Origin of the sequence: Streptomyces sp. NPDC086989, assembly GCF_044745505.1 — a bacterium.
In the GTDB taxonomy this organism is placed as follows: domain Bacteria; phylum Actinomycetota; class Actinomycetes; order Streptomycetales; family Streptomycetaceae; genus Streptomyces.
Window position 1 is genome coordinate 269,199 of sequence record NZ_JBIVAL010000006.1, and the last position, 24,837, is coordinate 294,035.

General features: G+C 73.0%; 21 protein-coding genes. 12 read left to right on the forward strand and 9 right to left on the reverse strand.

The genetic code is table 11. From position 1 onward, the window contains the following. Positions 1–6: 6 nt before the first annotated feature. A complete protein-coding gene (locus ACIPK4_RS16810; RefSeq protein WP_402313309.1) occupies positions 7–510 on the forward strand; it encodes a DoxX family membrane protein in 504 nt (167 codons plus the stop codon). Here the strand turns inward: ACIPK4_RS16810 and ACIPK4_RS16815 are convergent. After that, the gene (locus ACIPK4_RS16815) at positions 456–680 is read right to left on the reverse strand and encodes a hypothetical protein (RefSeq protein WP_402313310.1); all 225 of its coding nucleotides are present in this window, start codon (positions 678–680) and stop codon (positions 456–458) included. The two genes, ACIPK4_RS16810 and ACIPK4_RS16815, sit on opposite strands and share 55 nt — an antisense overlap. Beyond that, positions 667–2,034, reverse strand: a complete 1,368-nt coding sequence (locus tag ACIPK4_RS16820; protein WP_402313312.1) for a PspC domain-containing protein — start codon at positions 2,032–2,034, stop codon at positions 667–669. Before ACIPK4_RS16820 ends, ACIPK4_RS16815 begins: the two co-directional genes overlap by 14 nt. A 131-nt stretch (positions 2,035–2,165) precedes the next feature. Between ACIPK4_RS16820 and ACIPK4_RS16825 the strand changes: the two genes are divergently transcribed. The 3 genes from ACIPK4_RS16825 to ACIPK4_RS16835 all read left to right on the forward strand — a co-directional run bounded on the left by ACIPK4_RS16825 (position 2,166) and on the right by ACIPK4_RS16835 (position 5,495). Beyond that, positions 2,166–3,461, forward strand: a complete 1,296-nt coding sequence (locus ACIPK4_RS16825) for a PspC domain-containing protein (protein WP_402313314.1) — start codon at positions 2,166–2,168, stop codon at positions 3,459–3,461. Beyond that, positions 3,458–4,150 (forward strand): LuxR C-terminal-related transcriptional regulator, encoded by a 693-nt coding sequence (locus ACIPK4_RS16830; protein ID WP_402313316.1) that lies wholly within the window; start codon positions 3,458–3,460, stop codon positions 4,148–4,150. Before ACIPK4_RS16825 ends, ACIPK4_RS16830 begins: the two co-directional genes overlap by 4 nt. A gap of 232 nt (positions 4,151–4,382) precedes the next feature. Then, positions 4,383–5,495: an alpha/beta hydrolase gene (locus ACIPK4_RS16835; RefSeq protein WP_402313318.1), complete on the forward strand. Its 1,113-nt coding sequence runs from the start codon at positions 4,383–4,385 to the stop codon at positions 5,493–5,495. A 23-nt stretch (positions 5,496–5,518) separates the two neighbouring features. On the opposite strand, the gene ACIPK4_RS16840 is transcribed toward ACIPK4_RS16835, so the two are convergent. From ACIPK4_RS16840 to ACIPK4_RS16850, 3 genes are all read right to left on the reverse strand, one after another. Beyond that, positions 5,519–6,574 (reverse strand): NlpC/P60 family protein, encoded by a 1,056-nt coding sequence (locus tag ACIPK4_RS16840; protein WP_402313319.1) that lies wholly within the window; start codon positions 6,572–6,574, stop codon positions 5,519–5,521. 126 nt (positions 6,575–6,700) lie between these two features. After that, entirely contained in the window at positions 6,701–7,054 is a 354-nt protein-coding gene (locus ACIPK4_RS16845) for a hypothetical protein (protein WP_402313321.1), read from the reverse strand. Between the two features lie 26 nt (positions 7,055–7,080). Further along, positions 7,081–7,980: an alpha/beta fold hydrolase gene (locus tag ACIPK4_RS16850; protein WP_402313323.1), complete on the reverse strand. Its 900-nt coding sequence runs from the start codon at positions 7,978–7,980 to the stop codon at positions 7,081–7,083. Positions 7,981–8,113: 133 nt separating this feature from the next. Between ACIPK4_RS16850 and ACIPK4_RS16855 the strand changes: the two genes are divergently transcribed. Both ACIPK4_RS16855 and pcrA read left to right on the forward strand, forming a co-directional pair. Continuing rightward, positions 8,114–8,566, forward strand: a complete 453-nt coding sequence (locus ACIPK4_RS16855) for an ArsR/SmtB family transcription factor (protein WP_402313325.1) — start codon at positions 8,114–8,116, stop codon at positions 8,564–8,566. Then, positions 8,550–11,057 (forward strand): DNA helicase PcrA, encoded by a 2,508-nt coding sequence (gene pcrA, locus ACIPK4_RS16860; RefSeq protein ID WP_402313327.1) that lies wholly within the window; start codon positions 8,550–8,552, stop codon positions 11,055–11,057. Before ACIPK4_RS16855 ends, pcrA begins: the two co-directional genes overlap by 17 nt. Positions 11,058–11,094: 37 nt before the next feature. Here pcrA and ACIPK4_RS16865 read toward each other — a convergent pair whose 3' ends face one another. Both ACIPK4_RS16865 and ACIPK4_RS16870 read right to left on the reverse strand, forming a co-directional pair. Continuing rightward, positions 11,095–12,789, reverse strand: coding sequence for a M23 family metallopeptidase (locus ACIPK4_RS16865; protein ID WP_402313329.1), 1,695 nt, complete (start codon positions 12,787–12,789; stop codon positions 11,095–11,097). 78 nt (positions 12,790–12,867) lie between these two features. After that, positions 12,868–13,650: an esterase/lipase family protein gene (locus ACIPK4_RS16870; protein WP_402313331.1), complete on the reverse strand. Its 783-nt coding sequence runs from the start codon at positions 13,648–13,650 to the stop codon at positions 12,868–12,870. A gap of 208 nt (positions 13,651–13,858) precedes the next feature. On the opposite strand from ACIPK4_RS16870, the gene ACIPK4_RS16875 reads away from it, so the two are divergent. Continuing rightward, complete coding sequence (locus ACIPK4_RS16875) at positions 13,859–14,263, forward strand: cobalamin B12-binding domain-containing protein (protein WP_054227722.1); 405 nt, start codon at positions 13,859–13,861, stop codon at positions 14,261–14,263. An 82-nt stretch (positions 14,264–14,345) separates the two neighbouring features. Here the strand turns inward: ACIPK4_RS16875 and ACIPK4_RS16880 are convergent, their stop codons facing one another. Then, positions 14,346–15,950, reverse strand: a complete 1,605-nt coding sequence (locus ACIPK4_RS16880; protein ID WP_402313333.1) for a DUF5691 domain-containing protein — start codon at positions 15,948–15,950, stop codon at positions 14,346–14,348. A gap of 199 nt (positions 15,951–16,149) precedes the next feature. Next, entirely contained in the window at positions 16,150–17,490 is a 1,341-nt protein-coding gene (locus ACIPK4_RS16885) for an SWIM zinc finger family protein (protein ID WP_402313335.1), read from the reverse strand. Between the two features lie 134 nt (positions 17,491–17,624). On the opposite strand from ACIPK4_RS16885, the gene ACIPK4_RS16890 reads away from it, so the two are divergent. The 5 genes from ACIPK4_RS16890 (at position 17,625) to sucD (ending at position 24,679) form a co-directional block, all read left to right on the forward strand. Further along, positions 17,625–18,731: an AAA family ATPase gene (locus tag ACIPK4_RS16890; RefSeq protein WP_402313337.1), complete on the forward strand. Its 1,107-nt coding sequence runs from the start codon at positions 17,625–17,627 to the stop codon at positions 18,729–18,731. Next, positions 18,728–20,995 (forward strand): DUF5682 family protein, encoded by a 2,268-nt coding sequence (locus ACIPK4_RS16895; RefSeq protein WP_402313338.1) that lies wholly within the window; start codon positions 18,728–18,730, stop codon positions 20,993–20,995. Before ACIPK4_RS16890 ends, ACIPK4_RS16895 begins: the two co-directional genes overlap by 4 nt. A gap of 242 nt (positions 20,996–21,237) precedes the next feature. Next, the gene (locus ACIPK4_RS16900) at positions 21,238–22,341 is read left to right on the forward strand and encodes a VWA domain-containing protein (RefSeq protein ID WP_402313657.1); all 1,104 of its coding nucleotides are present in this window, start codon (positions 21,238–21,240) and stop codon (positions 22,339–22,341) included. A gap of 247 nt (positions 22,342–22,588) precedes the next feature. Beyond that, positions 22,589–23,767 (forward strand): ADP-forming succinate--CoA ligase subunit beta, encoded by a 1,179-nt coding sequence (sucC, locus tag ACIPK4_RS16905; protein WP_402313340.1) that lies wholly within the window; start codon positions 22,589–22,591, stop codon positions 23,765–23,767. Positions 23,768–23,788: 21 nt separating this feature from the next. Beyond that, positions 23,789–24,679, forward strand: a complete 891-nt coding sequence (gene sucD / locus ACIPK4_RS16910) for a succinate--CoA ligase subunit alpha (protein ID WP_054227728.1) — start codon at positions 23,789–23,791, stop codon at positions 24,677–24,679. The last annotated feature ends 158 nt before the right edge of the window (positions 24,680–24,837 follow it).

Genomic DNA, 24,837 nt, shown 5'->3' on the forward strand with positions numbered 1-24,837 from the left:
GGGGGCGTGACCCGAACTGATGTCCCTTCAGCCGCCCCGCCCGGACTGCGGGACCAGGCCGCCCGGTACGCACTGCTGCCGCTGCGGATCTTCCTCGGCGTGACCTTCGTCTACGCGGGCCTGGACAAACTGACCGACTCCGCGTTCCTGTCCGCCTCCGGCCCCGGCTCCATCGGTGAACTGATGCACGGCGTGCGCGACACCTCCGCGATCCCCGCCCTGGTGGACTGGGCCCTGCTGTCGCCCGTCGGCTTCGCCGTGGTGCTCGCCCTCGGGGAACTCCTCGTGGGCCTGGGCGTCCTGGCCGGGCTGCTGACCCGGATCGCGGCCACCGGCGGAGCGCTGATCTCGCTCAGCCTGTGGCTCACGGTGTCCTGGCAGGTGTCCCCGTACTACTACGGCAACGACCTGATCTACCTGATGGCCTGGATCCCGATGATCCTGGCCGGTGCGCCCTACCTGTCGCTGGACTCGCTGATCCGGTCGCGCCGGTCCCGGCGGACGGCGTAGGTCACCACCCCCACCAGCGCGGCCAGGCAGAGCCCGCCCATGGTCATCGGGATGACCAGGAACCACGGCAGGTCGGCCTTCCCGGTCGCGTCGAGCAGGTACAGCACGCCCGCGGCCACCAGGACCAGGCCGGCCAGCAGCCGTCCGGGCTGGAACTCATGACGCCGCACGGGCCACCTCCACCTGTCCCACACCCGCGTTCAGGTGCAGCTCGATCGTCCCCCCGGCCTCGGTGCCGGCGGACGGCTTCAGCGTCGCCTGCTGGGTTTCGCCGCCGCTCTTGATCCGTACGTCCTGACTGGTGTCCCCGGGCAGCCTGATGTCACCCAGCTTCACCGACACGTCCGCCTGCGCCGTGACCTCGCGGGGCACGATCACCTTCAGCCGGCCCGCCTTCACGCCGGCCCGGACCGAGAGGGTGCTGCCCTTGGGCACGTCCAGCCGGCTCAGGTCGAGCGTCGCCAGCCCGGTGCCCGCCGTGTACACGGGCTTCACGTCGGCCACGGCGGCCGGCCGCCACTCCACGGCCTTCCAGTCGGTGCCGATCTCGCGGGGCAGGGCGGAGGCGCCGGCCAGCAGCCCGGCGGTGATCATCGCGAGCAGGACGGTCCCGAACCCCGTCCGCCCCTTGACGGAGCTGACGGCGAGGCCCAGACCGAAGACGGCCAGCGCCGAGGCCAGCCCGATCTGCAGGGCGTACGAGAGGGTGCTGCCCTGCCAGACCGAGGCGGTGGCGATCCCCCCGGCCAGCAGGGCCAGGACGAACACCCGGCCGCCGATGCCACCGCGGGGGACCGGCGCGGCCCCCGCCCGCTCCGGCACCGCCGCGCCGCGACCCCCCGCGATGTTCCGGGCGGCGTGGGCGTCCGCGGAGTCATCCGGCCCCCAGAGGTATCCGGTGGCCCCGACGGGGCCGGTGGTGCCGTCCTTCACCAGCGGGTCCCGCCACCACGACGGGCTGCCCGGCGCGGGCGGGGCCTGGGTCTCCGGCGGCCCGGGGCGGTGCGCCGCCTGCGGCTCGGCCTCGGGGGCGGCGGTGCTGCGGCGGCGCTGCGACCAGTGCGAGGCCGCGCCGAGGGCCAGGATGACCAGGACGGAGAACACGGCCAGCCCGCCGTTGTCCAGCATCGACAGGAACAGCGCGCAGCCCACCAGGGCCGCGAACACCGCGGCCAGGGTGGCGCCCTCGACCCGGCCGGTCAGCAGCTTCTTCGCCTCGCTGTCGTCCTCGCCCTCCACCGGCAGCAGCAGCCAGGCGAAGCCGTAGAAGATCAGCCCGACACCGCCGGTGATCGCGAGGACGCCGAGCACGATCCGGAAGATCACCGGGTCCAGGTCGAAGTACCGGCCGAGACCCCCGCACACGCCCGCGAGGACCTTGTCGCGCCTGCTGCGGCGCAGCGGCGGCCGGTCGGCGCGGTCGGCGGGCCGGTCTGCGGGCCGGTCCGCGGTGCGGTCGCCCGGCGGCGGTGCCGCGCCGGCACCGGAACCGGCCGGAGACGGCGGGGAGTCGTGCTTGGTCATGCGTCCATGGTGACAACCCGCCGCCCCGTGCGGCACCGGGCCCGACCCTGGCACAACCCTGATATCCCCCCGACGGAACTGGGGGGATGCCCTGATGCCGCACCCGCCGCGCCCGTGTGACCATCAGTGACATGCCCGTTTCCGCCGCCCCCCGTACCCCGCACACGGCAGACGCCGACGAACCGGCCCCGCGCAGGCTCTACCGCAGCGCCGACGGCCGGATGCTCGGCGGTGTCGCGCGCGGTCTCGCCGGGCACCTCGGGCTGCCCGTCGTCTGGGTCCGGCTCGCCTTCCTCGGCCTGTTCATGTGGGGCGACGGACTGGGCGTCCTGCTCTACGCCGCGTTCTGGGTCTTCGTGCCGCTGGGAGTCGGCGGCCGCACCGGCCACCGCTCCTTCTTCGAGACCCTCCCCGACGGCACGCGCCGCCTGCGCAAACCCGACAAGGGGCAGATCACCGCGCTCATCGCCCTGTGCATCGGCGCCGGGATCTTCATCTCCAAGGTCCAGCTCGGCGGCACCTCCGGCCGGTACGTGTGGCCGACGCTGCTGGTCGGCGCCGGTGTGGTCCTCGTCTGGCGGCAGGCCGACAACGCCCGCCGCGCCCACTGGGGCGCCGCAGGCGGCCGCAACGCCCGGCTGCTCCAGATGGCCCGCGGGTTCGCCGGCGTCGCCCTGGTCGGCGTGGGCCTGACCGTCTTCATCGTCGTCCGCGGCTCCGCGGCGCAGCTCGGCAACGTCCTGACCGCGGCCCTCGCCGTGCTCGTCGGCATCGCCCTGCTGGCCGGACCCTGGCTGATCCGCATGACCCAGGACCTCTCCGAGGAACGCCTGATGCGCATCCGCGCCCAGGAACGCGCCGAGGTCGCCGCCCACGTGCACGACTCGGTGCTGCACACCCTCACCCTGATCCAGCGCAACGCGGAGGACGTCGGCGAGGTGCGCCGCCTCGCCCGCGCGCAGGAGCGCGAGCTGCGGAACTGGCTGTACAAGCCGGAGGGCACCGGCAAGGACGAGGCCGAGGAGCCCGCCACCCTCGCGGAGGCCGTCAAGAAGACGGCGGCCGAGGTCGAGGACCACCACGGCGTACCGATCGAGGTCGTCGTCGTCGGCGACTGCCCGCTCGACGAGAGGCTGGCCGCACAGATGCAGGCCGCGCGCGAGGCGATGGTCAACGCCGCCAAGTACGGTGGCGAGGGCGGACCGGTGCAGGTGTACGCCGAGGTGGAGGGGCGGCAGGTGTTCGTGTCCGTACGGGACCGGGGACCGGGCTTCGACGTCGACGCGGTACCGGACGACCGCATGGGCGTACGAGAATCGATCATCGGCCGGATGCAGCGCAACGGCGGGACCGCACGACTGCGGTCCGCGCCCGACGGCGGCACGGAAGTCGAGCTGGAGATGGAGAGGGCGGCGAACGCAGCATGACCGAAGAGACCGGCGTCGGGGGAATGGCCAGGCACGTCCGGGTGGTCCTCGTCGACGACCACCGGATGTTCCGTACGGGCGTGCAGGCCGAGATCGGCGAGACCGCCCGGACCGGGGTCGAGGTCGTCGGCGAGGCGGCCGACGTCGACCAGGCCGTCACCGTCATCACCGCGACCCGGCCCGAGGTGGTCCTGCTCGACGTGCACCTGCCCGGCGGCGGCGGGGTCGAGGTGCTGCGGCGCTGCGCCCCGCTGATGGCGGCGTCCGAGGACCAGGTGCGGTTCCTGGCCCTGTCGGTGTCGGACGCGGCGGAGGACGTCATCGGGGTCATCCGGGGCGGCGCGCGCGGGTACGTCACCAAGACCATCACCGGGACCGACCTGGTGGACTCGATCTTCCGGGTGCAGGAGGGCGACGCGGTGTTCTCGCCGCGTCTGGCGGGGTTCGTCCTGGACGCCTTCGCCTCGACGGACGCGCCGCCGGTCGACGAGGACCTGGACCGCCTGACACAGCGCGAGCGCGAGGTGCTGCGGCTGATCGCGCGGGGGTACGCGTACAAGGAGATCGCCAAGCAGCTCTTCATCTCGGTGAAGACCGTCGAGTCGCACGTCTCGGCGGTCCTCAGGAAGCTCCAGCTCTCCAACCGGCACGAGCTGACCCGCTGGGCGACGGCGCGCCGCCTCGTCTGAGCCGGGCCCCTGCCCGGGACCCCGGTCGGCGGCCTCCGGATCCGGCGGCCTCCGGATCCGGCGGTCTCCGGTTCCGTGGGTCTCCAGTTCCGCGGTCTCAGGTTCCGTGGGTCTCCGGTTCCGCGGTCTCCGGTTCCGGGAGTCTTCGGACGGCGATCCTTTTGGCCTGTGATTTACGCCGCAGCCACCGGCGGGAACCCTTGCGTACGGCGCGGCCCTCTTGGGTGGCGTGATGAGCTTGACCGGGATCCCCCTCTTCGCGACGGCGATCGTCCTTACGGCGATCGCCGTCGTCCTTCCGCTGGCCGTGTGGAGCAAGGTGCGCGGCCCCGTCGTCGTACGGGTCTCGACCCGGGCCCTGATGGTGCTGTTCGCCCAGGTCACCGCCGTGGCCCTGGTGTTCATCGGGGTGAACCGGCAGGAGACCTTCTACAACTCCTGGGGTGATCTGCTCGGCACGGGCAAGTACGTGACCGCCGCCCCCGACCTCGGCCCGGACGGGCTCGGCGGCAGGAAGGCCACGGAGGTCAAGGCGGAGCCGAAGGTCCACCAGGACTTCCAGCCGGTCGAGGGCCTCGGCGGCCGCGTCAAGAAGACCGAGCTCAACGGCAAGATCTCCGGGGTCAAGGGCGACGTCATGGTGTGGCTCCCGCCCCAGTACGACGAGCCGGCGTACAAGGACAAGAAGTTCCCGGTGGTCGAGCTGATCCCGGGCATACCCGGGACGGGCAAGTCCTGGTTCCAGGGGCTCAAGGCGGCCGAGGTGCTGGAGCCGCTGATGAAGAGCGGCAAGGTGCAGCCGTTCATCCTGGTCTCGCCGCGCGCGATGCTGCTGGGCAACGGCGACACCGGCTGCGCGAACATCGCCGGGAAGGTCAACGCCGACAGCTGGTTCAGCGTCGACGTCCGCAAGATGGTCACCGACAACTTCCGGGCGTCGGACGAGGCCCGTACCTGGGGCGTCGCCGGGTACTCGGCGGGCGCGTACTGCGCGGCGAAGCTGGCGATCCTGCACCCCGACCGCTACAGCGCGGCCGTCTCCCTGTCCGGCTACAACGACCCCGGCCAGGAGCCCACCTCGCTGGTCGCCCAGGACCCGGAGATGCGGCGCACCCACAACCTGAAGGCCCTGCTCAAGGCCGCGCCCGCGCCGCCGGCGGTGGCGCTGTGGATGTCGGGCGCCGAGCAGGACGGCTACCTGTCCGGCACGGATCTCAAGGCCATTGCACAGAACCCGACCACGGTGCACGCGGAGAAGGTCACCGGCGGGCACAACCTCGACTCGTGGTCGAAGCAGATCCCGCAGACCTTCGGCTGGCTGAGCACGCAGATCAAGACGCCGTAGGGCCGCTCACCCCACCCGTACCGTCACGCCGGGCGGGAGGCGCCGGCCCAGGGCATGGAGTCGACCGGGGCCACCCGGACCGTCGAACCGGGCCGCGGGGCGTGGATCATCTGGCCGTTGCCGATGTACAGGCCGACGTGGGTCACCCCGGAGTAGAAGAACACCAGGTCGCCGGGGGCCAGCTGGTCGCGGGAGACGCGCTGTCCCGCGTTGATCTGGGTGTAGGTGGTGCGGGGGAGGGACACCCCGGCCGAGCGCCAGGCCGCCTGGGTGAGGCCGGAGCAGTCGAACGAGCCCGGTCCCGTCGCGCCCCAGACGTACGGTTTGCCGATCGCCCCGTACGCGAAGGCCACCGCGCGGGCCGCGCGCGAGCCGTCCGCAGGCGCCGGAGCCGTGGCGGCCGGACCGGCCGGGGCCGCGCCCGGGACGGCCGCGCCCGGGGCGGACTGCGCCTCGTACGAGGCGCGCTCCTCGGCGGTGAGCTTGGCCAGCAGCTGCTTGGCGGCGGTGAGCTTTCCCTCGACGGTGGCCTTGGCCGCGGCGAGTTCGCCCTCGCGGGCCCGCAGGTCGGCGAGCCGGCCGGCCGCCTGGTCCTTGAGCTGCCCGACCTCCTCCAGCCGGCGCCGTACCGAGGAGATCCCGGCGGCGCTGCGGTCGCCGGTCCGGGTGAGGAACGAGGCCCGGTCCAGGTAGTCCTGCGGGTCCGCGGCCAGTGCCAGCTGCATGGCGGGTCCCAGGCCGCCACTGCGGTACTGGCCTGCGGCCAGCGAGCCGAGCGCCCGGCGGGCGGTGTTGAGCTGGTCGGTCTTGCGGGCGGTCTCGTCGCGCAGCCCGTCGAGCGAGCGCTGGGCCTCCTCGGCCTTCTCCTTCGCCCCGTTGTACCGCTCGGTCGCCTCCTCGGCCTCCTCGTAGAGCCGGTCCACCTCGGCCTTCACCTGCGAGGGTGTCTGCTGGGGGTCGGCCTGCGAGGTGCCTTCGAAGGCGGTGGCGGTGGCAGCGCCCGCGAGGGCGAGCGTGGCGGCGGTCCGTACGGTGCCGCGGGAGAGCGGGCGCTGCCTGGGCTTTCGGTGACTGGCCACGCGGGCCTCACGTCCTTCCTCGCTCGGGAGCTCGGTGCTTGGAGGAGGACGCTAGACCGGAAGGTAACGGCGGGATGACGAGATGATCGCAAGTGCCCCGACCCGACCGGATGTGGCGGGTTCGGATCAGTGCCAGAGGACGGCGATGAAGATATTGACCACGGTCAGTCCGCCGACCGCGCCGAACAGTGCCTTGTCCACGTGCTCCTCGTCCCGCTTCACGTAGACGAGCGCGAGGATCACGAAGAGCACGGCGAGCTTCACGCCGATCTTGATGTTGTTGACGTGGCCGCCGTCCATCTCGCGGAAGCCGACCAGCAGGACGCCGGTGACGAGCATCGTCAGCGCGCCGTGCAGCATCGCGGGGACGAAGCGGGCGGTGCCGGCGCTCATCGCCTTCATCTGGGTCAGGAACCCGCCCAGCAGGGCGGCGATACCGATGATGTGCAGGCCCACGAAGACACTGATGAGTACGTCCATGGCAGCGAGCGTACGGGGGCTCCAGGTCAGCCCAGGAAGCGGGTCAGCTCCTCGACGACCACCTCGGGCCGCTCCTCCGGCAGGTAGTGCCCGCTGCCGTCGACGCGGACCACGCGGGTGTCGGTGCCCAGGGCCGGGACGGCGGTCACCAGGCTCTCGTAGTTGCTGTACTCGCCGCCGAGGGCCAGGATCGGCGCGGCCACCGGGGCGTACGTGGCCAGGTCGGCGATGTCCCGGGTGAAGGTCCGGTACCAGTCGTTGGCGGCGCGTACGGCCTCCGGTGCGTCGTAGGCGCGGGCGTACACCTCGCGGGCGTGGGCGTCGACCGCGGCCGGGTCGGCGGTGGCGTTCTCGAACAGCCAGTCCAGCAGCAGGTGGAAACGGCCGGCGAGCAGCTGCTCGGGGAGCCCGTGGACCTGGTTGAAGGCGAACCACCACTTGTGCGGCTCGCCCTGCCGGGGGAGCAGGGTCTGCCGGGCCCAGCTCTCGTCGGGGTGGGACACGTCCAGAAGGGCGATCTTGCGGGTCGCCTCGGGGTGGTTGGCGGCGTACGCGTAGGCCACCATCGCGCCGATGTCGTGGCCGGCGAGGTGGGCGGGGCCGACCCCGAGCCGGCCGAGCAGCGCGTGGATGTCGCGGGCCAGGGTCTTCTTGTCGTATCCGGTCGCGGGCTTGCCGGAGCCGCCCATGCCGCGCAGGTCGACGGCGATCACGCGGTAGCGGGCGGCCAGGGCGGGCAGCACCTTGCGCCACTGCCACCACGTCTGCGGCCAGCCGCCGAGCAGGACGAGCGGCTCGCCGCTGCCGCCCTCGACGTAGTGGAGGCGGGTGCCGTCGACGTCGGCGTGGTGGCTGGTGAAGCCGCCGTCGAGGGAGGCGGCGAGCGCGGCGTCGTCGAACGGCCGGGCAGCGGCGGTGTCGGGCATGGGAGGTCCTCACAGGCACGGTGACGGATGGACGTGACCGTTCGAATATTTCGTATGGTCGCGGTGGTGGTGACTGTACGAGATCTTCGAATGGTCCGGCAAGGTCCGTACGAGATCCGCGTACAGTGAGGGCATGGCCGCTGCTGAGCTGACCCACCCCCGCGCCGAGGACCTCGGACTCGCCGAGGTCCTCGCCGCCCTCGGCCACCCCGTCCGGCTGGAGATCGTCCGCAGGCTCGCCTCCGGTGGGGAGACGTCCTGCGGCGAGGTGGTGCCCGACCTGCCCCGGTCGAGCGTCACCCACCACCTCAAGACGCTCCGCGAGGGCGGTGTGATCTGCCAGCGCCCGCAGGGGCGCAAGCTCTCCCTCACGCTGCGCCGGGACGACCTGGAGCTGCGCTTCCCCGGCCTGCTGCACCTCGTCCTCACGGGAGCTCGGAGTGAGCCCGGGAGCGAGCCCGGAGCGAGCCCGGAGCGAGCCCGGGGTGAGGGGGGCCACAAGGGCGGGAGCGGCCGATTTCCCGCGGCCGGGACCGGGTGTCCGTCCCGACCCCTAGACTCGGAAAGCGATGAGCAGCCTCTTTGACGACAGCTTCCTGGCGGACCTCTCCCCCTCCGACGAGGTCCCTCCGCCGCCCGAGGACCACGCCGCCCCGGAACCGGGCGCGGACGATCTCTTCGGGGGCCGCTTCGACGTGCCCATGACCCGGGACGCGTACTACCGGGACGGCGCCCCCAAGCCCGTCATCGACCCCGCGAGGCTCCTGGACGGGCTCAACGAGCAGCAGGCCGCGGCCGTGGTGCACGCGGGCTCCCCGCTGCTCATCGTGGCCGGCGCCGGCTCCGGCAAGACCCGGGTGCTGACCCACCGCATCGGCCACCTGCTGGCCGCGCGGGGCGTCCACCCGGGCCAGATCCTGGCGATCACCTTCACCAACAAGGCCGCCGGTGAGATGAAGGAGCGCGTCGAGGGCCTGGTCGGCCCCCGCGCCAACGCCATGTGGGTGTCCACCTTCCACAGCGCGTGCGTGCGCATCCTGCGCCGCGAGTCCAAGCGCCTCGGCTTCACCTCGTCGTTCTCGATCTACGACGCGGCCGACTCGAAGCGCCTGATGGCGCTCGTCTGCCGCGACCTGGACCTGGACCCGAAGAAGTTCCCGCCCAAGTCCTTCAACGCCAAGATCTCGAACCTCAAGAACGAGCTCATCGACGAGGACGCCTTCGCCGGCCAGGCGGCCGACGGTTTCGAGAAGACCCTCGCCCAGGCGTACGCGATGTACCAGGGCCGGCTGCGCGAGGCCAACGCCCTCGACTTCGACGACATCATCATGACCACGGTCCACCTGCTCCAGGCGTTCCCGGACGTCGCCGAGCACTACCGGCGGCGCTTCCGGCACGTCCTGGTCGACGAGTACCAGGACACCAACCACGCCCAGTACACGCTGGTGCGCGAGCTCGTCGGCACCGGCTACCCGGACCTGCCGCCGGCCGAGCTCTGCGTGGTGGGTGACGCCGACCAGTCGATCTACGCCTTCCGCGGCGCGACCATCCGCAACATCCTCCAGTTCGAAGAGGACTACAAGGACGCGACGACGATCCTGCTGGAGCAGAACTACCGCTCCACGCAGACGATCCTCTCCGCCGCCAACGCGGTCATCGAGCGCAACGAGAACCGCCGCGCCAAGAACCTGTGGACCCAGGCCGGCAGCGGCTCCGTCATCACCGGCTACGTCGCGGACACCGAGCACGACGAGGCGCAGTTCGTCGCCGACGAGATCGACCGCCTGACGGACGCGGGCGACGCCAAGGCGGGCGACGTGGCGATCTTCTACCGGACGAACGCCCAGTCCCGCGTCTTCGAGGAGATCTTCATCCGGGTCGGCCTGCCCTACAAGGTCGTCGGCGGCGTCCGCTTCTACGAGCGCAAGGAGGTCCGGGACGTCCTCGCGTACCTGCGCGTCCTGGCGAACCCGGAGGACAACGTCCCGCTGCGCCGCATCCTGAACGTTCCCAAGCGCGGCATCGGCGAGCGCGCGGAGGCGATGATCGACGCCCTCGCGATGCGCGAGAAGATCACCTTCCCGCAGGCGCTGCGGCGCGTGGACGAGGCGTTCGGCATGGCCGCCCGCTCGACCAACGCCGTGAAGCGGTTCAACGTGCTGATGGAGGAACTCCGCACGATCGTCGACTCCGGCGCCGGTCCCGCGGTGGTGCTGGAGGCGGTGCTGGAGCGCACCGGCTACCTCGCCGAGCTCCAGGCGTCCACCGACCCGCAGGACGAGACGCGGATCGAGAACCTCCAGGAACTCGCGGCCGTGGCCCTGGAGTTCGAGCAGGCCCGAGCGGAGGACGCCGGGACGTCAGCGGCTGGCGCCGCGAGCGGAACGCTCGCGGAGTTCCTGGAGCAGGTCGCGCTCGTCGCCGACACCGACCAGATCCCGGACGAGGACGAGGACGGTTCGGGCGTCATCACGCTGATGACCCTGCACACCGCCAAGGGCCTGGAGTTCCCGGTGGTCTTCCTGACCGGCATGGAGGACGGGGTCTTCCCGCACATGCGGGCGCTGGGCCAGACCAAGGAGCTGGAGGAGGAGCGCCGTCTCGCGTACGTCGGCATCACACGGGCGCGCGAGCGGCTGTACCTGACCCGCTCGTCGATGCGCAGCGCGTGGGGCACCCCCTCGTACAACCCGCCGTCGCGGTTCCTCGAGGAGATCCCTGCGGAGTACCTCCAGTGGAAGCGCACGGGCGCGGCGCAGAAGCCGGCGGGCCCGATGCGCAGTTCCGGCTCGGGGTACGGCTCCGGATCCGGGAAGGCGGGCTTCGGGACCTCGCCGGAGGCGTTCCTGTCCTCGGCGCGTACGAAGTCGGGGCCGTCCGGGTTCGCGACGCGCCGGGCCAATGACAAGCCGGTCATCGCGCTCGCGGTCGGGGACCGGGTCACGCACGACCAGTTCGGGCTGGGCACGGTCATGGAGGTCAAGGGAGCAGGCGCGGACGCGCAGGCCACCGTCGACTTCGGGGACGACAAGCCGAAGCGCCTGCTGTTGCGCTACGCGCCGGTGCAGAAGCTGTAACGGAGCGGCCGGGCCGGCCGCGGCCGGCCCGGTGGGCTCAGCTCGGGTCCAGGCCGTGGCTGCGGAGCCACGGCAGGGGGTCGATCGCCGAGCCGCCGCCGGGCCGGACCTCGAAGTGCAGGTGCGGGCCGGTGGAGTTGCCGGAGTTGCCGGAGTAGGCGATGACGTCGCCCGCCTTGACCTTGCCGGACCGGATCTTGGTGCTGCTGAGGTGGCAGTACCAGGTCTCGGTGCCGTCGGGCGAGGTCACTATGGCCATGTTGCCGTAGGCGCTGTTCCACTGCGTGCGCACGGTGCCGTCGGTGGCAGACATGACCGGGGTGCCGTAGGAGACGGGGAAGTCGATGCCGGTGTGCACCGACATCCACATGCCGCCGGCCTGGCCGAAGGTAGCGCTGAGGCCGTGCTGTCCGACCGGGATCGCGAACTTGGGGCGGGCCGCTTCCTTGGCCGCCTCCTCCTCCGCCTTCTTCTTCTTCTCGTCCTCTTGGCGCTGGCGCAGGTCGATGCGCTCCTGCGTGCGGCTCGCGCGGTCCGCGAAGTCACCCGCGTCGGCGCTGAGCGCCGTCAGCTGGGTGTCGAGCTTGCTGTTCGCCGCGACCGGCTTCACCGAGGCCGGGTCGGGTGCGGCCATCGTCGTGGTGTCCTCGGCGGGCTTGTCCGCGCCCGTGAGTCCGCCGACGGAGGCGGCCGCGACACCGGCGACGCCCATCACGCAGGCGGAGGGCACGGCCACGGTCAGCAAGGCGGAACGCTTCGCCGGGGTGCGGCGCCGGCTGTTGCCGCTGCCCGGGGCGGCCGTGGTTGTCGACTTCGTCCTGCCTCCGGCGCGGCGCGAGGCGCGGGGCGCGGGGGCGTCGGCCGGAGTGACCGGCATGGCCTGGGTGGGCAGGTCGTGCACCGGGGCGGCCGTGAGGTCGGTGTCGAGGTCGAGGTCGAACTCGTGGTCGTGGCCGTTGTCCGGCTCGGGGCCTTCGTCGCCCAGGACTTCGAAGACGGCGGTCTCGCTGTAGGCGTCGGCGGCGGGGGCGGCCGGCGCCTCGTAGGAGTAGGCCGTGTCCTCCTGCGGCTGCTGGACCTGCTGCTGCGCCTGCTGCTGGTACTCGTACGGGTAGTCGTACGAGAAGGTCTGCGTCTGCTGCTCGTGCTGCGGGACGGTGTTCCAGGCGGTGGCGTCGTACGCGCCGGTCTCGGTGCCCGTGGTGCCGTAGCCCGGCATCGCCCACTGGCCGGTCTGTCCGGGCTGCTCGTAGCCGAACCCGGCGGCCTGGTAGTCGGTGCCGCCCTGCTGGTTCCAGGCGCTCGCGTCCCACGTACCGGTGCCGGCGTCCTCGCAGACCCCGCTCTGGGCCGGGATGCTCGACAGGTAGCCGCCGTCCTGCGCGTAACTGTCCTGCGCGTAACTGTCCTGCGCGGACCAGGCGGTGGCGTCGTACGTACCGGTCTCGTACGAGGCGTAGGCGGCGTAGTCGTACCCCTGGCCCTGCGTTTCGTAGGAAACATGCGCCGAGTCACCAGCGAAAGTGGTGTTGGAAAGGCCGTCGTACCCGGAATCGGGGTACAGGCCCGACGAGGGGCGGTCGTTCACCAACTTCTCTTTCGCCTCGGCAGTGGGGGGCCTGGGTGGCCAGGGAACTCGAGGTTCCCTGGGGAGAGCAGTGGCGTGACTGTACCCGGCGGTTACTGGCAACGACAATCTTCCTGGGGTTCCGGGCTTTCCGGAACCGGGCATTCGGCCGTCTTTCGGTCGCGGCAAAGCCGAGCCTTGGCCTTGAGTTCGAAATCCGTTCGAGTTTCGACGGGTTGGCGTTCACGCGACGGAAGCGGCGTCCCCCGGCCTTTCGGCGACGGCCCGGACTGGCCCGTCGAGCGCGCGCCGGACCGCCGCCGTCACCGCGGGATGGGCGGCCAGTGCGAGATGTCCGATGCCTGTGACCTGCACGTTCTCCGCGATGAGGTCCGGATGCTCGATCCGGGCCGTCTCGGTCGGGTCCATCAGCTCGTCGAACTCGCTCCAGAATGCGACGCATCGGGTCCGGCAGCCGGGCGCGGGGGCCCGCAGCTCGGCCAGCACCTGCGAATCCGGGCGTATCTGCCGGATCAGCGGGTGGGCGTCCATGAAGGGGGCGACCCGTGTACCGGAATGCGGAGTGCCGAGCGTGACGAGCGTGCGCACGCGGGCGTCGCCGCCGAGCCGCTGGACGTAGTACCGCCCGACCAGCCCGCCCAGGCTGTGTCCGACGAGGTCCACCCGCTCCTGCCCCGTCCGCTCGCACAGTTCATCGACGCGCCGGGCGAGGTGGCGTGCGGTGGCGCGCAGGTCGCGGGTGAAGGGGGAGTAGTTGTACGCCTCCACCCGCCGCCCGCCCGCGGCGAGGGTGCGGCGCAGCAGGACGAACACCGACCGGTTGTCCGTGAACCCGTGCAGCAGGAGCGCGGGCGTCCGTTCCAGGTGCTTTGCACCGGTTGCGGTGGGCTTCTCCTGGAGCATCCCGGTCGGGTACAGAAGCAGGTGCCCGCCGAGGACCACCACCTCCAGCACGCCGGCCCGCAGTGCGGCTCCGGACACGGGTACGGGTATGGACAGCCCCATCGACGGCCTCCCCTAAGCCTTTTGGGACTGCGGCAGGCCGCGCCACCGTGCCGTGCGGCTGTCGGTACGGTGGCGCGGCGCCCCCGGTGCGGCTCCCCTGGCGGTGAATCAACGCCGTCCCACGTGTGATTTCCCCCTCGTGGTTGACCGTGAAACGGGGGTGTGCGCGATGCTGTACTTAACGTTCGTTCACTCGGGAGGCAGTGCGATGGGTGTGACCGGTCCGATCCGTGTGGTGGTGGCCAAGCCGGGTCTCGACGGCCACGACCGCGGGGCCAAGGTGATCGCGCGTGCGCTCCGGGACGCGGGCATGGAGGTCATCTACACGGGCCTCCACCAGACTCCCGAGCAGATCGTGGACACCGCCATCCAGGAGGACGCCGACGCGATCGGCCTCTCGATCCTCTCCGGCGCCCACAACACGCTGTTCGTGCGCGTCCTGGAACTCCTGAAGGAGCGCGAGGCGGAGGACATCAAGGTCTTCGGCGGCGGCATCATCCCGGAGGACGACATCGCCCCCCTGAAGGAGAAGGGCGTGGCCGAGATCTTCACCCCGGGTGCGACGACGACGTCGATCGTCGACTGGGTCCGCGCCCACGTCCGCACCGCGTGACCGCGTGACCGCGTGACCGCGTGACCGCGTGACCGCGTGACCGTGCACCGGCACCTGCCGCGGCCCCGCACCCCCGCCCCGGTCAGGGCGGGGGCGCGGCGGCCGGCGGGGTCAGTTCGGCGAGCATCGTGGCGCGGAGGCGGAGCGTGGCGACCAGGCGTTGGAAGGCCTCGGCCCAGTACGCCGCCGCACCCGGGGACGCGTCGGGCAGGCCGTCCGACGCGGCCGTGAGGGACTCCAGGTGGTCGGCCGCCGCGGGGTCCAGGCAGCGTTCCGCGAGGCCCATCACCCCGCTGAAGCTCCACGGGTAGCTACCCGCCTCCCGCGCGGCGTCCAGCGCGTCCACCACGGCCCGGCCCAGCGTCCCCGCCCACGGCACCACGCACACGCCGAGCAGCTGGAAGGCCTCCGACAGGCCGTGGGCCCGTATGAACTCCGCGACCCACTGCGCCCGTTCCCCGTCCGGCAGGACCGACAGCAGCTTCGCCCGCTCCGCGAGCGACGCCGTGCCCGGGGCCGTCGCGGGCGGCGCCGACGCCGCGCCGAGCAGGGCCTTCGACCACTGCGGATCGCGCTGGCGCACCGCCGCCCGGCACCACGCCGCGTGCAGCTCCTCCCGCCAGCTCTCGCCCCCGGCCACGGGCAGCGCCACGATCTGCGCCGGGCCGAGCCCGCCGAACCGCTCCCGCCAGCAGGACAGCGGCGCCGCCTCCACCAGCTGGCCCAGCCACCAGGCCCGTTCCCCGCGCCCGGCGGGCGGCCGTTCGACCACCCCGTCGCGGAGCATCCCCGCATCGCAGTCGGCCGGCGGGGTCACCCCCTCAGGGCCGACGCAGGCCAGCGCGCGCTCCGCCATCCGCCGGGCCAGGGCGGACTGCGGCAGTGCGGACAGCAGCTCGGCGGCCGTCGCCCGGACGTTGCGGCTCCGGTCGCCCAGGGCCGCCTCCAGGAACGGCTCGTCCCCTTCCGACAGCCCCACCCGCAGCGAGTCGAGGAACATCAGCCGGTCCTCGGCCCGTTCGGTGGCCCAGGTCGTCGACAGCAGCCGCGTCGCGGCCGCCGCCTCATGCGCTCGCACCGCCCCCAGCAGGGCCACCCGCTCCGCGAACAGCCCCTCCTGCCACAGCCGTTCCACCGCGGCCCGGTCCCCGGGGCCGGGCAGCTCCCCGCCGGCCGCGCCGCCGCGCAGGGCGAAGCGCCAGTCAGGGTTGAGCCGGGCCAGCCACAGGCCCCGCACCCCGGCCAGGGCCAGCGCCTGCGCCCGCAGGTCCGTGCGGGCACGGGCCGCGTCCAGCAGCGCCGGCAGCAGCGCGGCCGGGGCCCGGTAACCGTGCCGGCCGGCGGCGGCCAGCCACTGCGGCAGCAGCTCCGTCAGGTCCGGAGCCGCCCCGCGGCGCCCGCCGCCGCTGCCCGCACCGGTCCGGCCCGCCAGCAGCTGGGCCAGTCGCCGCCGGGCCGGCTCCGGCGGAGCCGGGCGCGGATCCCCCGGCGCGGGATCCGGCCGCGGGCCCGCCTCGGCGGGCCGCAGCCCGGCCCGCCGCCGTACCGTCTGCACGGCCGCCGCATCGAGCAGCGCCGCCGGGCTGCCCTGGCTCCGGCCGGTGCCCAGCAGTGCGGCGCCGACCAGCTCCTCCCACTCCCCGTGACCCGTGCCGGCGTCCCCGTCCGCCTCCGTCGTCCTCGTCACCGCGCGCCCCTCCCTCTCATCCGGCAGTGCTCCGGTCCCGCCCCCTCCGCGGGACCGGAGCAGCTCTCGTTCCCCGTCGGTCAACCCTTCAGCTTGCGTGGTTGTCGTTCACAAAAGCCCCCCGGCTTCGTCGTTCGTGCACGTCGGCGCCCCCGCGCCGCCGTTCCCTTCCCTACGGGACCCCCCGGTCCCGTCACCGTCACCCCAGCGCGACCGGTTCCGGGCAGCCCGGCTGCCAGGCCGTCAACGGGGTGAATCCACGGTGTCCGCATTCGCCGAACACCGTGACCGGGCCACCGCCCGAGAGCGCGGCCAGCTGCCAGAGCCCGGACCGCGACCCGCCGCCGGTGAGCGCGACCGGCAGCGCGGAGGTGCCCTCCGCGTCCGCCAGCTGCCAGCCCAGTTCCCCCGGTATCGGGATCACCGGGCCCAGCACCACGGGCCACGAGTCCAGCCACGGGTCCTCCCGCAGCGCCGCCCCGTACGCCTCCAGTGCCGCCCCCGTACTGACACCGGCCGGAACCCGGCTGTCCGGTGCGGCCGGCGCGGACCTCTCCCCGAGATCCGCCCGCAGCCCCGCCGTACCGGGCCGGAAGCGGGCCTCCGCCTCCAGCACCAGCCCCACGGGCAGTGCCAGCGACGGCGGCCGCCCGGGCGGGCCGAAGTCCAGCACCAGGGCCGGGCGCCCGCTCCCCAGCCCGTGCAGCCATGTCCGGCGGGTGGTGAGCCTGCCGTCCGGTGACACCGAGTCGTACTGGGACAGCACCAGCCAGCGGTCCCGTACGACCTCCCCCTCCGCGCCGGAACCCGGAAGCCCCACCCTGTTCCGGACCGTCGCGGCGAGCGGCTCCGGCAGGCCTGCCAATCCGAGCCAACCCCGGTTCAGCAGGTGCAGCAGCGCGCCCTCCTCCAGCATCCGGGCGGGCCATCCGGGACCGCAACTGGGTATCGTCCCCAACTCCCGCACCCGCGCCGCGAGTCCCGGCGCCTGGGCGTCGACCATCCGCGCGGCCGTTTCCTCCCAGGGCGCGTAACCCGCCTGCTGCTGACCGGCCAGGCCCGCGCGCAGCACGTCCTCCAGCCGCTGTTCCAGCCCGGTGACGCCGGCGCTGATCCGGGCCGCCCTCCGTTCGGCCCGGCGCCTCACCGCCTCCGCGTCCACCGGGCCGTTCTCCGCGGCGGCCGTGCGCCCGGCCTGCGCCGCCCGCCCCGCCTGCCATCCGGCCGCCCAGTCCGGCGCTTCGCCACCCCCTTCAAACCCCTGCGCCGCCCGGAGCAGCAGCAGCCCGAGCGCGTGCTTACACGGGAACTTCCGGCTCGGGCAGGAGCACTTGTACGCCGGGCCCGTCAGGTCCACGACCGTCCGGTACGGCGTACTGCCGCTGCCCTTGCACACCCCCCACACCAAACCGGAAGCGGAATCTCCGGTCTGTGACCACGGCCCCGCGCCGCCCAGCCCGGCCCCCGCCTTGCGTGACGCAACGTCAGGAGCCAGGGCCAGTACCTGTTCCGCCGTCGGGCGGACCCCCTGCTCAGTCATGTGTCCCACCGTAGGGACCCCCACTGACAATCGCCCTGACCTGCAACAACCCTGCGCAGGAGGGGCGTTGTCAGTGGGGTGGTGCACGGTTGTTGCAGCAGCCGGGAGCGGCTGCCGAGCATTGGAGGGGGACCATGACCACGCCCGAGAACGGCATCGGCGCCCAGCCGCTGCGACCGCACGCCGAAGACGCCTTCGCGGACGAACTGAAAGCCCTCGCGGCCACCGACGACCGGCCCCGCCCGCCGCGCTGGAGACTGTCCCCGTGGGCCGTCGCGACGTACCTCCTGGGCGGCACCCTCGCCGACGGCACCGTCATCACGCCCAAGTACGTCGGCCCGCGCCGCATCGTCGAGGTCGCGGTCACCACCCTCGCCACCGACCGCGCCCTGCTCCTGCTCGGTGTCCCGGGCACCGCCAAGACCTGGGTGTCCGAGCACCTGGCCGCCGCGGTCAGCGCAGACTCCACCCTCCTCGTCCAGGGCACCGCCGGCACCCCCGAAGAGGCGATCCGGTACGGCTGGAACTACGCCCGCCTCCTCGCCCACGGGCCCAGCCGCGAAGCCCTCGTGCCGAGCCCCGTCATGCGCGCCATGGCCGAGGGGTCCACCGCCCGCATCGAGGAGCTCACCCGCATTCCGGCCGACGTCCAGGACACCCTCATCACCGTCCTGTCCGAGAAGACCCTGCCCATACCCGAACTCGGCCAGGAGGTGCAGGCCGTACGCGGGTTCAACCTCATCGCCACCGCCAACGACCGCGACCGCGGGGTCAACGAGCTCTCCAGCGCACTGCGCCGCCGCTTCAACACGGTCGTGCTGCCGCTGCCCGCCACCGCCGACGCCGAGGTCGACATCGTCGCCCGCCGCGTCGACCAGATGGGCCGCGCCCTCGACCTGCCGGCAGCGCCCGAGGGCCTGGAGGAGATCCGCCGCGTCGTCACCGTCTTCCGCGAACTGCGCGACGGGGTCACCGGCGACGGCCGCACGAAGGTGAAATCGCCGAGCGGCACGCTGTCCACCGCCGAGGCCATCTCCGTCGTCACGGGCGGACTCGCGCTCGCCGCACACTTCGGGGACGGCGTCCTGCGGGCGTCCGACGTGGCCGCCGGAATCCGCGGCGCCGTGGTCCGCGACCCGGCCGCCGACGGCATCGTCTGGCAGGAGTACCTCGAAACCGTGGTGCGCGAGCGGGACGGCTGGAAGGACTTCTACCGCGCCTGCCGGGAGGTGACGGCATGAGCGGACCGGCCGCCGGGCGGCGGGGCCCGCTGCTGCTGGGCGTACGGCACCACGGGCCGGGCTCGGCCCGCGCCGTGCGGGCCGCGCTCGACGCGGCCCGCCCGGCGGCCGTGCTGATCGAGGGCCCGCCCGAGGGGGACGCGCTGCTCCCGCTGGCCGCCGACCCCGGGATGCGGCCGCCCGTCGCCCTGCTCGCGCACGCCGCCGACGATCCGGGCCGGGCCGCGTTCTGGCCGCTGGCCGCGTTCTCGCCCGAATGGGTCGCCATCCGCTGGGCGCAGCAGCAGGACGAACCGGCCCCGGTCCGGTTCATCGACCTCCCGGCCGCGCACACGCTGGCCGAGCGGGCCGAGCGGGCCGAGCAGGACGCCGCCGGCCCCGTACGGGTGGACCCCCTCGCGGTGCTCGCCGAGACCGCCGGGTACGACGACCCGGAGCGCTGGTGGGAAGACGTGGTCGAGCACCGCGGCGGCGCGCCCGCGGACCCGCTCGCCGCGTTCGAGGCGCTCGGGGAGGCCATGGCGGCCCTGCGCGAGACGTACGGGGACGGCGGACACCCCCGGGACGCGGTGCGCGAGGCGCACATGCGCCGGTGCATGCGGGCCGCCCGCCGGGAGTTCGGAGACGGATACGCCGTGGTGTGCGGGGCCTGGCACGTGCCGGCGCTGCGCGCGAGGACCACGGCCGCCGCGGACAGGGCGCTGCTGACCGGGCTCCCCAAGGCCAAGGTGGAGACCACCTGGGTGCCCTGGACCCACCGCCGGCTCGCCAGGGCCGGCGGGTACGGCGCGGGCATCACCTCGCCCGGCTGGTACGCGCACCTCTTCGCGGCCCGGGACCGGCCCGTCGAACGTTGGCTGACCCGCGTCGCCGGGCTGCTCCGGGAGGAGGACCGGCACGTCTCCCCGGCGCACGTCATCGAGGCGGTCCGGCTGGCCGGGACGCTGGCCGCGGTGCGCGGGCGGCCCGTGGCCGGGCTGACGGAGACCCTCGAAGCGGTCCGGGCCGTGATGTGCGACGGCTCCGACGTACCGCTCGCGCTCGTCGAGGACCGGCTGGTCGTCGGCGACGTGCTCGGAGAGGTCCCCGACGGGACACCCGTCGTCCCCCTGCAGAAGGACCTGACCCGCCGGCAGCGCTCCCTGCGGCTCAAGGCCGAGGCGCACGAGCGCGAGCTGGAACTCGACCTGCGCAAGGAGACCGACACGGCCAGGTCCCTGCTGTTGCACCGGCTGCGGCTGCTCGGCATCGACTGGGGCACCCCGGCCGCCTCGCGGGGCGGCACCGGGACGTTCCGCGAGACGTGGCGGCTGCGGTGGGAGCCGGAGCTGTCCGTGCGGGTCGCCGAGGCCGGCATCTGGGGCACCACCGTCGTGGCGGCCGCCACCGCCAAGGCCGAGGCGGACGCGGCCGGGGCGGCGGAGCTCGGCGAGGTGACGGCCCTGGCCGAGCGGTGCCTGCTGGCCGGCCTGTCCGGGGCGCTGCCCGCCGTACTGCGCGCCCTGGCGGACCTGGCCGCACTGGACGCCGACGTGGCGCGGCTCGCCAAGGCCCTGCCGGCGCTGGCCCGTTCGCTGCGGTACGGCGACGTGCGGGGGACCGACGCGGCGGCGCTGCGGACCGTCGCGGGCGGCCTCGCGGAACGGATCTGCGTGGCGCTGCCGCCCGCCTGCGCGGCGGGCCTGGACGCGGACGCGGCCCGGGAGATGCGGGGCCACGTGGACGGCGTCCACGGCGCGGTGGGCCTCCTCGACGAGGACGGGCCGAGGGAGCGCTGGGCGGCGGTACTGGGGGTGCTGGCCGGCCGGGACACCGTGCCGGGGGTCATCCGCGGCCGCGCGGCCCGGCTGCTCCTGGACGACGGGCGGCTGCCGGCGGAGGAAACGGCCCGGCTGATGGGACTGGCACTGTCCCCGGCGGCCGCCCCGGCCGACGCGGCGGGCTGGATCGAGGGCTTCGCGGGCGCCGCCTCGGGCGGGGGAACGCTGCTGGTCCACGACGAGCGGCTGCTGGGGCTGGTCGACGCCTGGCTGACCGGGGTGCCGGAGGGGGCGTTCATCGACGTACTGCCGCTGCTGCGGCGGACGTTCGGGGCGTACGAGGCGGGCGTCAAGCGGAGCCTGGGGGAGCTGGTGCGGCGCGGGCCGTCGGCGAGGCGGGCGCCGGGCGCGGCACCCGAGGGCTTCGCCCCGGCCCTGGACCCGGCCCGCGCCGACGCGGTGCTCCCCGTGGTCCGGCTCCTGCTGGCCGGCCCGGCGGGGTGACGGGTGTTCCGCCGGGGCCTAACGGCAGGAACGGCAGGGCCGGGGCAGGGGCGGGCGCGGGGGTCCCGCCCCTGCCCGGGAGAGAAGGGCGCACACGCGCCGGGAGAGCGGCCGGGGGCCGGGACGAGCACGGGAGGGACGGGCAGATGACCAGTACGGGGAGCTCGGTGGCCGGCGGCGCCACCACCGCGGCGGACACCACCGGCGAGGGCACCGCACAGGCGCGGCTGCGGCGGTGGCGGATGGTGCTCGGCGCGGAGGGCGACGGGACCGGGTGCGTCCTGGACGGCCCCGACGCCGGGATGGACGCCGCGCTCGGCGCGCTCTACGGGGGCGGCGGGGCCGTGAAGCGCGGATCCGCCGGGCGCAGCGGCGGGCTCGGCGGGTCCGCGCCGAACGTGGCCCGCTGGCTCGGGGACATCCGCACGTACTTCCCCGCCCCCGTCGTCCAGGTCATGCAGCGGGACGCCATCGAGCGGCTGGGCCTGGCCGCCCTCCTGCTGGAGCCGGAGATGCTGGAGGCCGTCGAGCCCGACGTGCACCTCGTCGGCACCCTCCTCTCCCTCAACAGGGCCATGCCGGAGACCACCCGCGAAACCGCCCGCGCCGTGGTCCGCGCAGTCGTCGGGCAACTGGAGGAGCGGCTCTCGTCGCGGACCCGGGCCACGCTCAGCGGCGCCCTCGACCGCTCCGCCCGGACCAGCCGCCCCCGGCACGCGGACATCGACTGGGACCGGACCATCCGGGCGAATCTGAAGCACTATCTGCCCGAGCACCGGACCGTCGTCCCCGAGCGGCTCATCGGTCACGGCCGGTCGGCGCAGGCGGTCAGGAAGGAGGTGGTCCTGTGCATCGACCAGTCCGGGTCGATGGCGGCCTCCGTCGTCTACGCGTCCGTCTTCGGCGCGGTCCTCGCCTCGATGCGGTCGATCGCGACGCGGCTCGTCGTGTTCGACACGGCCGTGGCCGACCTGACGGATCAGCTCGACGACCCGGTCGACGTCCTCTTCGGTACGCAGCTCGGCGGCGGCACCGACATCAACCGCGCCGTCGCCTACTGCCAGTCGAAGATCACCCGCCCTGCCGACACGGTCGTGGTCCTGATCAGTGATCTCCACGAGGGCGGCATACGCAACGAGATGCTGGGCCGCGTCGCGGCGATGAAGGCGTCGGGCGTGGAGTTCGTCGCCCTGCTCGCGCTGTCCGACGAGGGCGCACCCGCCTACGACCACGAGCACGCGGCGGCCCTCGCGGCACTCGGTGCACCGGCCTTCGCCTGCACCCCCGACCTGTTCCCGGACGTGATGGCCGCGGCCCTGGAAAAGCGCCCCCTGCCCACCCCGTGACCGCTGGCGGATCACACGAATTTCCAGTTCAACCGTGAGGTGTTCTGTGACAGGTATCACCGCTCAGGTGTGATCTGCGATTTAGGGACGCAGGTCCCACGGGGATAACCTGCGGGACGGACATGCCGCGTCCACGGTCACCGTGTGCGCCTCCCTAGTGACAGCGCCGTCACGTTGCCCTCCGCGGCACGCCCACGCAGACAACCGCGAATCACTGCGAATCTTTGAAGACAAGGGACGGACGCGCGTGGACCTGTTCGAGTACCAGGCGAGGGACCTCTTCGCCAAGCACGGTGTACCGGTGCTGGCCGGTGAAGTCATCGACACGCCTGAGGCGGCTCGCGAGGCCACCGAGCGGCTGGGCGGCAAGTCGGTCGTCAAGGCGCAGGTGAAGGTCGGCGGCCGCGGCAAGGCCGGCGGCGTCAAGCTCGCCGCCACCCCGGACGAGGCCGTCGCCCGCGCGACGGACATCCTGGGCATGGACATCAAGGGCCACACGGTCCACAAGGTGATGATCGCCGAGACCGCTCCCGAGATCCTCGACGAGTACTACGTCTCGTACCTGCTGGACCGCACCAACCGCACCTTCCTGGCCATGGCCTCGGTCGCGGGTGGCATGGACATCGAGCAGGTCGCCGAGGAGACCCCGGAGAAGCTCGCCAAGGTCCCGGTGAACGCCAACGAGGGCGTGACCATCGAGAAGGCCCGCGAGATCGTCGCGCTGGCGCAGTTCCCGGCCGAGGTCGCCGAGAAGGTCGCCGAGGTCCTCGTGACGCTGTGGCAGACCTTCATCGCCGAGGACGCGCTCCTCGTCGAGGTCAACCCGCTCGCGAAGGTCGCCTCCGGCGACGTCATCGCCCTCGACGGCAAGGTCTCGCTCGACGAGAACGCCGAGTTCCGCCAGCCGGGTCACGAGGAGTTCGTGGACCACGCGGCCGCGAACCCGCTCGAGGCCGCCGCCAAGGCGAAGAACCTCAACTACGTGAAGCTCGACGGTGAGGTCGGCATCATCGGCAACGGCGCGGGTCTCGTCATGAGCACCCTCGACGTCGTCGCGTACGCCGGTGAGAACCACGGCGGCGTCAAGCCGGCCAACTTCCTGGACATCGGCGGTGGCGCCTCCGCCGCCGTCATGGCCAACGGCCTCGAGATCATCCTCGGCGACCCGGACGTCAAGTCCGTCTTCGTCAACGTCTTCGGTGGCATCACCGCGTGTGACGAGGTCGCCAACGGCATCGTCCAGGCGCTGGCTCTGCTGGAGGAGAAGGGCGAGGCGGTCACCAAGCCGCTGGTCGTCCGTCTCGACGGCAACAACGCCGAGCTGGGTCGCAAGATCCTCTCGGACGCCAACCACCCGCTGGTGCAGCGCGTGGACACCATGGACGGTGCGGCCGACAAGGCCGCCGAGCTCGCGGCTGCGAAGTAAGGGCAGAGGTCAAAGACTCACATGGCTATCTTCCTCAACAAGGACAGCAAGGTCATCGTCCAGGGCATGACCGGTGCCACGGGCATGAAGCACACCAAGCTGATGCTGGCTGACGGCACCAACATCGTCGGTGGCGTGAACCCGCGCAAGGCCGGCACGTCCGTCGACTTCGACGGCACCGAGGTCCCGGTCTTCGGTTCGGTCGCCGAGGCGATGGAGAAGACGGGCGCCAACGTCTCCGTCCTCTTCGTCCCGCCGGCGTTCGCCAAGGCCGCCGTCGTCGAGGCCATCGACGCCGAGATCCCGCTGGCCGTCGTCATCACCGAGGGCATCGCGGTGCACGACTCCGCCGCCTTCTGGGCGTACGCGACCGCCAAGGGCAACAAGACCCGCATCATCGGCCCGAACTGCCCGGGTCTGATCACCCCCGGCCAGTCCAACGCCGGCATCATCCCGGGCGACATCACCAAGCCCGGCAAGATCGGTCTCGTGTCCAAGTCCGGCACGCTGACCTACCAGATGATGTACGAGCTCCGTGACATCGGCTTCACCTCGGCCGTCGGCATCGGTGGCGACCCGGTCATCGGCACCACGCACATCGACGCCCTGGAGGCCTTCGAGGCCGACCCGGAGACCGAGCTCATCGTCATGATCGGTGAGATCGGCGGCGACGCCGAGGAGCGTGCGGCGGACTTCATCGCGAAGAACGTCACCAAGCCGGTCGTCGGCTACGTCGCGGGCTTCACCGCCCCCGAGGGCAAGACCATGGGCCACGCCGGCGCCATCGTCTCCGGCTCCTCCGGCACCGCGCAGGCCAAGAAGGAGGCCCTCGAGGCCGCCGGCGTCAAGGTCGGCAAGACGCCGACCGAGACCGCCAAGCTCGCGCGCGAGATCCTGAACGCCGCGCAGTAACGGCTTCCGTTGCCGTAGGCGTGTGTACGGGCGTGGGCCCCCACCCCCCGGGGGGGGGGCCCCCCCCCGGGGGGGGGGCGTACCCCCCGAATAGAGGCGCGGGGGGGGCCCGGGCGGCGGGTGGGGCGGGTGTTTGGGCCGGTTGTGGGTGTGCCGGC